Source organism: Lentzea sp. NPDC006480 (assembly GCF_040611995.1).
Taxonomy (GTDB): Bacteria; Actinomycetota; Actinomycetes; order Mycobacteriales; family Pseudonocardiaceae; genus Lentzea.
Map to the genome: position 1 here is coordinate 1 of NZ_JBEXPJ010000096.1, position 12,951 is coordinate 12,951.

11 protein-coding genes are annotated in these 12,951 nt (G+C 69.3%); 8 read left to right on the forward strand and 3 right to left on the reverse strand.

All coding sequences use genetic code 11. The annotated features are described in order from the left end of the window. Nucleotides 1-187: 187 nt before the first annotated feature. From ilvD to ABZX92_RS30175, 3 genes are all read right to left on the reverse strand, one after another. Entirely contained in the window at nucleotides 188-2,032 is a 1,845-nt protein-coding gene (gene ilvD / locus ABZX92_RS30165; protein WP_355566622.1) for a dihydroxy-acid dehydratase, read from the reverse strand. A 79-nt stretch (nucleotides 2,033-2,111) separates the two neighbouring features. Continuing rightward, nucleotides 2,112-2,537 (reverse strand): vitamin K epoxide reductase family protein, encoded by a 426-nt coding sequence (locus ABZX92_RS30170; RefSeq protein WP_355566625.1) that lies wholly within the window; start codon nucleotides 2,535-2,537, stop codon nucleotides 2,112-2,114. Further along, entirely contained in the window at nucleotides 2,534-2,980 is a 447-nt protein-coding gene (locus ABZX92_RS30175) for a PH domain-containing protein (RefSeq protein WP_355566627.1), read from the reverse strand. The genes ABZX92_RS30170 and ABZX92_RS30175 overlap by 4 nt, the downstream gene beginning before the upstream one ends. A gap of 232 nt (nucleotides 2,981-3,212) precedes the next feature. Between ABZX92_RS30175 and ABZX92_RS30180 the strand changes: the two genes are divergently transcribed. From ABZX92_RS30180 to serA, 8 genes are all read left to right on the forward strand, one after another. Further along, complete coding sequence (locus tag ABZX92_RS30180) at nucleotides 3,213-5,045, forward strand: acetolactate synthase large subunit (protein ID WP_355566629.1); 1,833 nt, start codon at nucleotides 3,213-3,215, stop codon at nucleotides 5,043-5,045. Beyond that, nucleotides 5,045-5,551 (forward strand): acetolactate synthase small subunit, encoded by a 507-nt coding sequence (ilvN, locus tag ABZX92_RS30185; protein ID WP_045310681.1) that lies wholly within the window; start codon nucleotides 5,045-5,047, stop codon nucleotides 5,549-5,551. Before ABZX92_RS30180 ends, ilvN begins: the two co-directional genes overlap by 1 nt. Before the next feature lie 22 nt (nucleotides 5,552-5,573). Beyond that, complete coding sequence (gene ilvC / locus ABZX92_RS30190; protein WP_089954468.1) at nucleotides 5,574-6,587, forward strand: ketol-acid reductoisomerase; 1,014 nt, start codon at nucleotides 5,574-5,576, stop codon at nucleotides 6,585-6,587. Nucleotides 6,588-6,692: 105 nt separating this feature from the next. Further along, on the forward strand, nucleotides 6,693-6,956 hold the full coding sequence (locus ABZX92_RS30195; protein WP_204763750.1) for a DUF397 domain-containing protein: 264 nt from the start codon (nucleotides 6,693-6,695) through the stop codon (nucleotides 6,954-6,956). Between the two features lie 342 nt (nucleotides 6,957-7,298). Beyond that, nucleotides 7,299-7,700 (forward strand): hypothetical protein, encoded by a 402-nt coding sequence (locus tag ABZX92_RS30200; RefSeq protein WP_355566634.1) that lies wholly within the window; start codon nucleotides 7,299-7,301, stop codon nucleotides 7,698-7,700. After that, complete coding sequence (locus ABZX92_RS30205; protein ID WP_355566637.1) at nucleotides 7,697-8,140, forward strand: RICIN domain-containing protein; 444 nt, start codon at nucleotides 7,697-7,699, stop codon at nucleotides 8,138-8,140. The genes ABZX92_RS30200 and ABZX92_RS30205 overlap by 4 nt, the downstream gene beginning before the upstream one ends. Nucleotides 8,141-8,285: 145 nt before the next feature. Continuing rightward, on the forward strand, nucleotides 8,286-10,997 hold the full coding sequence (locus ABZX92_RS30210) for a BTAD domain-containing putative transcriptional regulator (RefSeq protein ID WP_355566640.1): 2,712 nt from the start codon (nucleotides 8,286-8,288) through the stop codon (nucleotides 10,995-10,997). A 207-nt stretch (nucleotides 10,998-11,204) separates the two neighbouring features. Then, complete coding sequence (serA, locus tag ABZX92_RS30215) at nucleotides 11,205-12,794, forward strand: phosphoglycerate dehydrogenase (RefSeq protein WP_355566643.1); 1,590 nt, start codon at nucleotides 11,205-11,207, stop codon at nucleotides 12,792-12,794. The last annotated feature ends 157 nt before the right edge of the window (nucleotides 12,795-12,951 follow it).

Below are 12,951 nucleotides of genomic sequence, written 5' to 3' on the forward strand. Positions count from 1 at the left end.
GGATTCAGGTCGTCTAGCTGGTGGCGGTCCCGTTCGGGCTCACCGCGTAGTCCCTGCTACCGCCGGTCGGCCTGCTCGCGGGCCTCTTCTTCAGCGTCGTTTTGGTCAGGAAAACGGACCAGCCCGTCAGCGGACCGCTGACGGGCTGGCTCGTTTTCCTGGCTTGTCTGGCGTTCGCGCTGGCGCTTTAACGGTTCGGGTCGCGCACCGCACCGGTCGACGCGTCGGTCGCCATCCGCGCGTACGCCCGCAGCGCGCCCGTGACCGGACGGATCCGGTCCACCGGCTGCCACGGCCGTTCGGAGGCTTCCATCTTGGCGCGCCGCTCGGCCAGCACCTCGTCGTCCACCAGCAGCTCCAGCCGCCGCTCGTGCACGTCGATCAGGATCCGGTCACCGTTCTCGACCAGCCCGATCGTGCCGCCACCGGCGGCCTCCGGCGAGATGTGGCCGATCGACAGGCCGGACGAACCGCCGGAGAACCGGCCGTCCGTGATCAGCGCGCACTTCTTGCCGAGGCCCGAACCCTTGAGGAACGCCGTGGGGTGCAGCATCTCCTGCATGCCGGGGCCTCCGGACGGGCCCTCGTAGCGGACCACGAGCACCTCGCCCGCCTGGATCTCCTTGTTCAGGATTGCCGAGACGGCCTGCTCCTGGGACTCGACGACGCGCGCCGGGCCCTCGAAGTGCCACAGCTCCTCGTCGATGCCCGCGGCCTTGATGATCGCGCCGCGCTCGGCGAGGTTGCCGCGCAGCACGGCCAGGCCGCCGTCGCGCGTGTAGGCGTGCTCGTCGTCGCGGATGCAGCCACCGGCCGCGTCGGTGTCCAAAGAGGACCAGCGGTTCGACGTCGAGAACGCCTCGGTCGTGCGCACGCCACCGGGGGCGGCGTGGAACAGCTCGATCGCTTCGGGAGAAGGCGAGGCGGAGCGGATGTCCCACTTGCCGAGCCACTCCGCGAGGGTCGGCGTGTGCACCGACGTCACGTCGTCGTTCAGCAGCCCGGCGCGGTAGAGCTCGCCCAGCAGCGCCGGGATTCCGCCTGCCCGGTGGACGTCCTCCATGTGGTAGTCGGAGTTCGGCGACACCTTGGACAGGCACGGCACCCGGCGGGACAAGTCGTCGATGTCCTGCAGCGTGAAGTCGATCTCGCCCTCCTGCGCGGCGGCGAGGATGTGCAGCACGGTGTTCGTCGAGCCGCCCATGGCCATGTCGAGCGCCATCGCGTTCTCGAACGCCTTGCGGTTCGCGATCGACCGCGGCAGCGCCGACTCGTCGTCCTCGCCGTACCAGCGACGGCAGAGCTCGACGACCACTCGACCTGCCTCGGAGAACAGCTCGCGGCGCGCGGCGTGGGTGGCCAGCGTCGATCCGTTGCCCGGCAACGACAAGCCAAGCGCTTCCGTCAGGCAGTTCATCGAGTTCGCGGTGAACATGCCGGAGCAGGAACCGCACGTCGGGCACGCGGAGCGCTCGACCTCGGAGAGCCCGTCCTCGCTCACGGCGGGGGAAGCGGACGCGGAGATCGCGGTGATCAGGTCGGTCGGCGCGACGGCGACGCCCTCGACGACGACGGCCTTGCCGGCCTCCATCGGCCCGCCGGACACGAACACGACCGGGATGTTGAGCCGCATCGCGGCGTTCAGCATGCCGGGGGTGATCTTGTCGCAGTTCGAGATGCAGACGATCGCGTCGGCCTGGTGCGCGTTGACCATGTACTCGACGGAGTCGGCGATGATCTCGCGACTGGGCAGCGAGTAGAGCATCCCGCTGTGGCCCATGGCGATGCCGTCGTCGACCGCGATGGTGTGGAACTCGCGTGCCACGCCGCCGGCCTCGCGCACGGCTTCGGCCACGATGTCGCCGAGGTCGCGCAGGTGCACGTGGCCCGGCACGAACTGCGTGTAGGAGTTGGCGATCGCGATGATGGGCTTGCCGAAGTCGCTGTCCGTCATGCCGGTCGCGCGCCAGAGCGCGCGGGCTCCGGCTGCGTTGCGGCCGTGCGTGGTGGTGCGAGAGCGGAGCTGAGGCACTGCTCCTCCAGATTCAGTTCTGCAAGAAAAAACGCGCGGGACGGCCGGGTGAGGCGTCCATCAGTCTGGGAGCGGTGCCTCAAACATTACTTGTACGCAGACTGGCCGAGACCAGCAGACAGGCCAGCGAGAGCGTGATCACGTGCACAACGGTGCACCACAGGCAGACCTTGCCGATGATGAGGAACTCGGCCGCGACCAGGTAGACCACCATCAGCACGCCAACGCCGACCGCGCCCAGCCGCACCCACTTCAACGCCTCGATCCGCCACGCGAACGGGAGGCAGATCACGGTGAGGAACGCGAAGAACGCCAGCCCGAGGAACGCGACCGGGATGCCGAGCAGCGACGACTGCTCGCTCGTGGTCACGGTCTCGCAGTCGATGACGGCGTCGGCCGAACACAGCAGCGCGGACGCGTTGAAGTGCGTGTACGTCAGATAAGCCGAGGTCAGCAGGCCTGCGATGGACAGCAGCAGGCTCAGCAGCGGAACTCGTTGGATCACTTCTCCGACTGTACGGCCGAAGGTGTTTCGGTCTCGTCAGGCTCGGCGGCGTCTTCCTCGGCTTCAGGCTCCTGAGTGATCGTCGGGTCCGGCACGCGCCCACCGCTGACCACCGACAGCGCGGGCAGGTGCATGAACCGCACCGCGGGCAGCGTCACCTCGGTGTCGTCCGACTTCACCGCCTTCAGCCAGCCCTTCTGGACCAGCCGGATCGACTTCACGTCGTCCCAGCGCACCGTCGTGGAGCTGAAGACACCGCGCGCGACGAGCTCCTCCTCGGTAACGGTGGTGCGGTTGCGGACGACCCACCACGCATAGCCGAGCGGGAGCACGTACAGCGCCTGCAGCCCGGGGATGGCCCACGCCACAGGAGTCACGCAGATGGCGATCAGACCCGCTGCGAGCAGCGCCGTTGCCGGGATGCGAAAGACCAGCTTCTTCACTCGAAGGATTGTTCCACGTCCACGATCCGGGAATTCCATCTCGCAGAGTTGACGCCCTCTTGCCAGAGGCGATAACGTCCGCTCCATGCAGCGCACGCTCGTTCTCGTACTTCTCAGGCGCGTCGACGCCTGAGCCGAACAGCCTGCGTCGACGCGCGACCCTCGCACGACCCATCTTCGGGTTGTCGAGGGTTTTTTCGTGTCCGGACCCCGATACCCACGAGGCAAACCAATGACCAGCGCACCATCGCGACAGGCTTCCGAGCCCTCGTCGCCACGTCCAGGTCCGCGGCCCAAACCGGCTCCGCCCACTGGCGCGCCGATTCGAGTGACCGGGGCGCAGTCCCTCGTCCGCTCGCTTGAGGCGGTCGGGTGCGAAGTGGTGTTCGGCATTCCCGGCGGGACGATCCTTCCCGCGTACGACCCGCTGCTGGACTCCACGAAGGTCCGGCACATCCTCGTCCGCCACGAGCAGGGCGCGGGACACGCGGCGACCGGATACGCGCAGGCCACCGGCAAGGTCGGGGTCTGCATGGCGACCTCGGGACCGGGTGCGACCAACCTCGTCACCCCGATCGCGGACGCGAACATGGACTCCGTGCCGATCGTCGCGATCACCGGCCAGCAGTCGCGGCCGCTGATCGGCACGGACGCCTTCCAGGAGGCGGACATCTGCGGCATCACGATGCCGATCACCAAGCACAACGTCCTCGTGACCGACCCGGCGGACATCCCGCGGGCGATCGCGGAGGCGTTCCACATCGCGTCGACCGGCCGACCCGGCCCGGTTCTCGTCGACATCCCCAAGGACGTGCTGCAGGAGCAGACCAGCTTCTCGTGGCCGCCCGAGCTGCGCCTGCCCGGTTACCGGCCGACGACCCGGCCGCACGGCAAGCAGGTCCGCGAAGCCGCCAAGCTGATCGTGGCCGCGCGCAAGCCCGTTCTCTACGTGGGCGGCGGCGTGATCAAGGCGGACGCCCACGCCGAGCTGCTGCGCCTGGCGGAGGACACCGGCATCCCGGTCGTCACGACGCTGATGGCGCGCGGGGCGTTCCCGGACTCGCACGACCAGCACCTGGGCATGCCCGGCATGCACGGCACCGTCGCGGCCGTCGCGGCGATGCAGAAGTCGGACCTGCTGATCGCGCTGGGCGCCCGGTTCGACGACCGCGTCACGGGCCAGCTGAACTCGTTCGCCCCCGACGCGCAGATCATCCACGCGGACATCGACCCGGCGGAGATCTCCAAGAACCGCCGCGCGGACGTCCCGATCGTGGGCGACTGCAAGGAGATCATCACCGAGCTGATCGACGCGGTCCGCACCGAGCGCGAGACGGCCAAGGCCGTCGACCTCACGCCGTGGTGGGACACGCTGAAGTCGTTGCGCGAGACGTTCCCGCTGGGCTACGACTGGCCGGAGGACGGCACGCTCTCGCCGCAGTACGTCATCGAGCGGATCGGCGCGATGTCGCCGGCAGACACGATCTACACCGCGGGCGTCGGCCAGCACCAGATGTGGGCCGCGCAGTTCGTGAAGTACGAGCACCCGCGCACGTGGATCAACTCCGGCGGCCTCGGCACGATGGGCTTCGCCGTTCCCGCCGCGATGGGCATCAAGGCAGGTGAGCCGGGCCGCACGGTGTGGGCCATCGACGGCGACGGCTGCTTCCAGATGACCAACCAGGAGCTCGCCACCTGCGCCATCGAAGGCCTGCCGGTGAAGATCGCCGTGATCAACAACGGCAACCTGGGCATGGTCCGCCAGTGGCAGACGCTGTTCTACGGCGAGCGGTACTCCAACACGGATCTGGGGACGCACAAGCATCGCATCCCAGACTTCAAGCTCCTGGCGGAAGCCCTCGGCTGCGCGGGTCTGCGCGCGGAGTCGCGTGAGGAGGTCGACGACGTGATCGCGAAGGCGCTGGAGATCAACGACCGCCCGGTCGTGGTCGACTTCGTCGTCGGCAAGGACGCCCAGGTGTGGCCGATGGTCGCGGCGGGCACCGGCAACTCCGAGATCATGGCCGCCCGCGGCATCCGCCCCCTGTTCGACGAGGATCTGTGATGACCAGGCACACGCTGAGCGTTTTGGTCGAGGACAAGCCCGGTGTGCTCGCACGCGTCGCCGGCCTGTTCTCCCGCCGCGGCTTCAACATCGAGTCGCTCGCGGTCGGCCGCACGGAATACCCCGACATCTCCCGCATGACGATCGTGGTGTCGGTCGACGAGCTGCCGCTGGAGCAGGTGACCAAGCAGCTCAACAAGCTCATCAACGTCATCAAGATCGTCGAGCTGGAGCCGGCCGCTTCCGTTCAGCGGCAGCTGGTGTTGATTAAGGTTCGAGCGGATGCGACGGTGCGGTCGCAGGTCCTCGAAACCGTTCAGCTCTTCCGCGCGAAGGTCGTCGACGTCTCGCCAGAGGCGGTCACGATCGAGGCCACGGGCACTTCTGAGAAGCTCGACGCCTTGCTGCGCATGCTGGAGCCCTACGGGCTTCGCGAGATCGTCCAGTCCGGCATGGTCGCCATCGGCCGTGGCGCTCGTTCCATCACTGCCACCGCGGTTCGCTAGAAACCAGACAGAAGGAAATACAGTGAGCGTTGAGATCTTCTACGACGACGATGCCGACCTGAGCATCATCCAGGGCCGCAAGGTGGCCGTGATCGGCTACGGCAGCCAGGGCCACGCCCACGCGCTGTCCCTGCGCGACTCGGGCGTCGAGGTCCGCATCGGCCTGCAGGAAGGCTCCAAGTCCCGCGCCAAGGCCGAGGAAGAGGGCCTGGAGGTCGGTACCCCGGCCGAGGTCTCCGCGTGGGCCGACGTGATCATGATCCTGGCGCCGGACACCGCGCAGCGCCACATCTACGCCAACGAGATCGCCGCGAACCTCAACGAGGGTGACGCGATCTTCTTCGGCCACGGCTTCAACATCCGCTACGGCCTGATCACCGCTCCGTCCGGTGTGGACGTCGCGATGGTCGCGCCGAAGGGCCCCGGCCACCTCGTCCGCCGCCAGTTCGTGGACGGCAAGGGTGTGCCCGCGCTCATCGCGGTCGAGCAGGACGCCTCCGGCAACGCGCAGGCGCTCGCCCTGTCGTACGCCAAGGGCATCGGCGGCACGCGCGCCGGAGTCATCAAGACGACGTTCAAGGAAGAGACCGAGACGGACCTCTTCGGCGAGCAGGCCGTCCTGTGCGGTGGCGCGTCGGCGTTGGTGCAGGCCGGTTTCGAGGTGCTGACCGAGGCGGGCTACGCCCCCGAGGTCGCGTACTTCGAGTGCCTGCACGAGCTCAAGCTGATCGTCGACCTCATGTACGAGGGCGGCATCGCCCGCATGCGCTACTCGATCTCCGACACGGCCGAGTTCGGTGACCTGACCCGCGGCCCGCGCGTCATCACCCCCGCGGTCAAGGAGGAGATGAAGAAGATCCTGGGCGAGATCCAGGACGGCACCTTCGCGAACGAGTGGGTGGCCGAGGACGACAACGGCCGCGCCAACTACCGCAAGCTGCAGCAGGAGGGTGAGAACCACCCGATCGAGGCGACCGGCAAGAAGCTCCGCGACATGATGTCGTGGGTCGACCGGCCGATCACCGAGACCGCCTGAGTCTTTTCAGCTGAGTCTTTCCTCAAGGGGAGGCCCGTGGCGCGTGTGTGACGCGCCGCGGGCCTTTCCGCTTTCAGTTGTGGATCATCCGCTAACTTCCTTCCCATGACGGAAAGTGCGCCGATCTACGACGACAAGGCCCACGTGCGCGGCAACCTGGACCTGCGCGACGCGGAGTGGAAGCGCCCGCCGGAGCCGGAACCGGAAGACGGTCACGTCGAGATCGCCTTCGTCCCGCACACCGACGGCGCCACCTACGTCGCCATGCGCAACTCCAAGCAGCTGGAACCGGTCCTCGTGTTCACGATGGCCGAGTGGGACGCTTTCGTAGCGGGCGCCAAAGACGGGGAGTTCGACGAGCCCTGGTGAGCATCCCCAGGCCGGCGAACTTGTCACGGGAGCGCGGCCCGCGTCCGAAGCGCTGATCCGCTTCCCGCAGGCGGTCCGCACGCCGCCTTGCCCCGGTGGCCTCGATCAGCGCGGTGGCCGACACGAGCTTCTCGGCGGGCAGCTCCCGCACCGCGGAGAACTGCCACCTGAGTTCTGTCAGGCACGTCATGTCCGGAAGCTAGCAAGGCACCCCGACAGCGGTCAGCCGGTTTTCGGACGTGCACATCGCCTGACCTGCGCAATGCAGAAATCTCGCAAGAAACCCGCATGCCCTCTCCCACAAGGTGGCCTCGCACCTTGCACCGGAAGAGGGAGAAGACCTTGAAGAGGATTCTGGGGACGGTCGCCGTGCTGGCCACGGCCGCGGCACTGCTGCCGGGGACGGCGTCGGCGTCGGAGATGGGCACGCAGGCCAGGTGTGACCCGGACAAGAACGTGAACATCAGCGTGCAGAAGCGCGGCAACTTCGTCGACGCGGTCGGCGGGTTCTTCAACTGCGACCAGGCGACCACCAGCTTCACGATCATGGTCCAGGAGAAGACGACCCTGAGCTGGAAGGACCACGTGGTCAGGACGGGCGTGTTCAAGACCAACACGTACGCCATCACCACCTACACCTGCAACGGCTCGAAGACGAAGAAGTACCGGGCGCTCATCACGAGCGGCATCGGCACCCACGAGTGGGTCAAGACCTCCAGCAGCATCACGGTGGCCTGCGGATGATCGCCGGCAGGATCGTCGTGGCGGCAGCGGTCGCCGTCACCGCGTTCACTCTCGTCGGCGCGCCTTCGGCTTCCGCGGCCGTGCTGACCAACCGGTTCAAGCTGGCGGGCACGACGGTGTGCCTCGACGGCACCCCCGCGGACGTTCGCCTCGCGACCTGCGGGCCGGGCGAGCGGCAGCTGTGGCGCTGGTCCACGCCGAGCAGCCAGACCACGCTGCGGCACGTCGGCACGGGCACCTGCGCCCACCACCTGCGCACCGAGGTCGGACTGGCCGCCTGCGGCAGCGCGGCGTCCCAGCGCTGGAAGGTGACCGGAACTCCGGACAACCTGCTGATCAAGGCGGCCGACACCGGCCAGTGCCTCGGCAGGACCGCCGCGGCCGGGGTCGGGATGTCGCCCTGCAACGGCGGCGCCGCCCAGCACTGGCAGCGCGCCTAGGGACCGACGGTGGTGGGCGTGGCGCCGCACCGCACCCGCCCACCACCTTCAGGTCGGATCGCATGTACCGCTCACGGGCTTTCTGTACGGTGCCTTTCGAGCCGCTGTGTCTGGCGGCCGGGGGTTCCGGACGAGGGGGCGGCGCGTGGCAGTGCTGGTGCGGCTGCTGGGCGAGGTCGGCACGGAGGTCGACGGACGGCTCGTTGACCTGGGCACGCCCAAGCAGCGCTGCGTGCTCGCCGCGCTGGCCGTCGACGAGGGCCGGGTGGTGCCGGTGGAGCGCCTGGTCGAGCGGATCTCGGGCACCGAGGGGGCGGCGCGGTCCCGGTCGACGCTGCACAGCTACATCTCGCGGTTGCGGCGATCGCTGGCGGACGCGTCGGGCGTGAGCATCGTGCGCCGTTCCGGTGGCTACGCCCTGATCACCGACACGGCCGAGCCCGTGACGGACCTGCACCGGTTCCGCGACCTCCGCTCCCAGACCCGAGGCGACGACGTCGACGCGGTGAGCGCGTGGACCGAGGCGCTGGCGCTGTGGCGGGGGCAGCCGCTCACCGGGGTGGACGGCGAGTGGGCCGAAGCCGAACGCGACCGGCTGGCGCTGGAGCGGCTGGATGCCGAGCACGACCTCGCGGATGCCCTGCTGCGGCTCGGGAAAGGCGGTCAGCTGGTGAACGAGCTGTCCGGCCGCAGCGCTCAGCAGCCGCTGGACGAGCGGGTGGCCGCCCAGTACATGCTCGCCCTGCACCAGGCCGGCCGCACGATCGACGCGCTGGAGCAGTACCGGCAGGTCCGCGCGCGCCTGGTCGAGGAACTGGGCACCGAACCCGGCGCCGCACTGCGGGAACTGCACCAGCAGCTGCTGACGGCGGACTCCGCGCTCACCACCGCGGTGCGGACCCGGACGGTGGTACCTCGCCAGCTGCCGATGGCGCCCACCCCGTTCGTCGGCCGCCGGAACGAGCTGGAGCTGCTGGACGCGTCGGCGGCCGTGCTGGCCATCGCCGGTTCCGGCGGCGTGGGCAAGACCTGGCTCGCACTGCACTGGGCGCACCAGAACCTCCACCGCTTCCCGGACGGGCAGCTGTACGTCGACCTGCGCGGCTTCAGCCCCGGCGGCGAGCTGCTCGACCCGACGGCGGCCGTGCGCGGCTTTCTCGACGCGTTGGGGGTCGAGTCCGGCCGCATGCCGGTCGAGCCGCACGCGCAGACCGCGTTGTTCCGCAGTCTCGTCGCGGGCAAGCGGATGTTGCTGGTGCTCGACAACGCCGCCGACACCGCCCAGGTCACCCCGCTGCTGCCGGGCAGCGGGTCGTGCACCGTGCTGGTGACGAGCCGCAACCGGCTGCCCGGCCTGGTCACCGGGCACGGCGCCCGGCACCTGGCGCTGGACGTGCTCGACGACGCAGCGGCCCACGACCTGCTCGCCGCGAGGCTCGGGGCCGCGCAGGTCTCGTCCGCACGCGATGCCGCCGACGAGCTGGTACGGCTGTGCGGCGGGTTCCCGCTGGCGTTGAGCATCATCGCGGGCCGAGTCCACACCTATTCGGGCTCGTCCCTGCCCAGCGTCGCGCTGGAACTGCGCGAAAGCATGCTCGACGTGCTGGACGAGGGCGATCCCGTGGCGAGTCTTCCGGCCGTGCTGTCGTTGTCCCACCACGCTTTGAACTCGGAGCAGGCGCTGGTGTTCGGGCTGCTGGCCATCGCGCCGGGGCCTGACATCGGCCTGCCCGCCGCCGCGTGCCTCACGGGTCTGTCCCACGCCAGGACCAGGACCGTGCTGCGCGGGCTGGAGCAGGCGTCGCTGATCAGCCAGGACGCCTCCGGCCGCTACCACATGCACGACCTGATCCGCCGCTACGCCGCGTCGCGGGAGCTCGCGGCGGACGTGCGCGAGGCGGCCTTGCGACGGGTGGTCGACTTCTACCTGCACACGGCCCACGCCGCCGATCGCCTCGTGCACCTGCACCGCGTGGACATCGAGCTCGACCCACCGGACTGCGCGCTCGCCCTGCCCGATGCGGCGGCGGCCATGCGGTGGTTCCGCACCGAACACCTCTGCGTGCTGGCCGCCCAGCACACCGCGTCGACGCTCGGGTGGCTCAAGGCGGTGTGGCAGCTGGCGTGGTCGCTCTCGACGTTCCACCAGCTCCGGGGCCACCACCACGACCAGATCGCCACCTGGCAGGCCGCGCTGTCCGCGACCGACCCCGACGTGCGCGTGCTGGCCCACCGCCAGCTGGGCATCGCCCACACCGAGCTGAGCCGCCACCCCGAGGCGATGGACCACCTGCGCCAGGCCCTGACCCTCGCCGAGCAGCAGGGTGACGAGACCGCCCAGGCTCACACCCACACGGTCCTGAGCAGGGCCTACGAACAACAGGGCGACGACCGGCGGTCTCTGGAGCACTCCGTTCGAGCCCTGGAGCTCTGCCGCGCCCTCGGCAACCCGGTGTGGGAGGCTCGCGCGCTCAACGGCGTCGGCTGGTCCGCCGCCCGCCTGGGTGAGCACGACCTGGCCCGCGAGCACTGCCTGGCCGCTCTCGCCCTGCACCGCGCCCACCACGACCCCTCTGGCGAGGCGGGCGTGCTCGACAGCCTCGGCTACATCGCCCACCTCGCCGGCGACCACGAGGTGGCCGTGGCCCACTACCGCGAGTCGCTCGCACTGCAACGCGAACTCGCGTACGCCTACGGCATCGCCGAAGTCCTGGCCTCACTCGGTGCGCCGCACGCGGCGCTCGGACAGCACGACGAGGCGCGCGCGGTGTGGCAGGAGGCGCTGGAGATCTACCAGCAGCAGGGGCGGGCCGAGGAAGCGCAGCGCGTCCAGGAGCGGCTCGACGCTCTCGGGTAGCGGACCCCGCTGATGACAACCAGCGCAAACACCGTCCCACCACGCAAGACGCCGGCAGTGACCTGAGACACCCGCCAGAAGGCCGGGGCAGGCCCCCTGTCTATGCTCGTTAACAGTCCGGACACATTGCGGTGCTCCGGTCGGCGCGGGCCTGCCGCCTCGACCACGCCCGCGCCCCACGATCCAACCGTTCTGGGAGCGATGTCCGTGACCAACACGAGCCGACCTGTTGTCCTCATCGCCGAGAAGCTCGCACCGTCCGTGCTGGACGCTCTCGGCGATGGCGTGGAAGTGCGCCACGTAGACGGCACCGACCGCGCGGCCCTCATCGAGGCCGTCGCGGACGCCGACGCCCTGCTCGTGCGGTCCGCCACGCAGGTCAACGCCGAGGTGTTCGCCGCCACCCGCAAGCTCAAGGTCGTGGCCCGCGCGGGCGTCGGCCTGGACAACGTCGAGGTGCCCGCGGCCACGGCCAACGGCGTGATGGTCGTCAACGCGCCGACGTCCAACATCGTGTCCGCCGCCGAGCACGCCGTCGCGCTGCTGCTCAGCGTCGCGCGCCAGATCCCGGCCGCCCACGAGACGCTGCAGAACCACGAGTGGAAGCGCAGCAAGTTCAACGGCGTCGAGCTCAACGGCAAGACCGTCGGTGTCGTGGGCCTGGGCAAGATCGGTCAGCTGTTCGCGCAGCGCATCGCCGCGTTCGGCGTCGAGCTCATCGCGTACGACCCGTACGTGTCCGCTCAGCGCGCCGCCCAGCTCGGCATCGAGCTGGTGTCGCTGGAGGAGTTGCTGGAGCGCGCCGACGCGATCAGCATCCACCTGCCGAAGACCCCGGAGACCAAGGGCCTGATCGGCGCCGAGCAGCTGGCCAAGGCCAAGCGCGGCGTCATCATCGTCAACGCCGCCCGCGGTGGCCTCATCGACGAGGAAGCCCTCGCAGAGGCCGTCAAGGAGGGCCAGGTCGGCGGCGCCGGCATCGACGTCTTCTCCACGGAACCGACCACCGAGAGCCCGCTGTTCAACGTCCCGGGCATCGTCGTCACGCCGCACCTCGGCGCGTCCACCACCGAGGCGCAGGACCGCGCGGGCACGGACGTCGCGAAGAGCGTCGTCCTCGCGCTGGCCGGTGACTTCGTGCCGGACGCCGTCAACGTCCAGGGTGGAGCGGTCGGCGAGGAGGTCCGCCCGTACCTGCCGCTGGTGCAGAAGCTCGGCACCGTCCTCAGTGCACTGTCGCCGAAGGCCCCGACCAGCGTCACGGTCGAGGTGCGCGGCGAACTGTCCAATGAGGACGTCCAGGTGCTCCCGCTCGCGGCCCTGCGCGGAGTCTTCTCGAAGGTCGTCGAGTCGCAGGTGACGTTCGTCAACGCCCCGCAGCTCGCCGCGGACCTCGGCGTGAACGTGGATCTGGTCAAGGAGACCGAGAGCCCGAACCACCGCAGCCTCGTCACGGTGAAGGCCGTGCAGGCGGACGGCACGACGAACACCGTCTCCGGCACGGTGAGCGGCATCGCCCAGGTCGAGAAGCTGGTGAACATCAACGGCCGCAACTTCGACCTGAGGGCCGAAGGAACCGTGCTGCTGCTGGAGTACCCGGACCGTCCCGGCGTCATGGGCACGGTCGGCACTCTGCTCGGCGAGGCCGGCGTGAACATCGAGGCCGCGCAGATCAGCCAGACCGGTGCGGACGCCGTGATGGTGCTGCGGGTGGACCGCCCGGTCGACACCGCGGTGCTCGACCCGATCGGTGCTGCTGTTGGGGCGCGTACGGTCCGGAGTGTCGACTTCGGATAGTCACGACAAACCGGGAAGGGGACGCAAAGTCCCCTTCCCGTGTCCATCGTCGTTCACAACGAACGGGTTACAAGCAACTATCTGTAGACAACATTCATACTTTCGGGGCAGTCGCAGACACACGATCAGCGATTAGCGTCCCCACGAGGTTGACCCT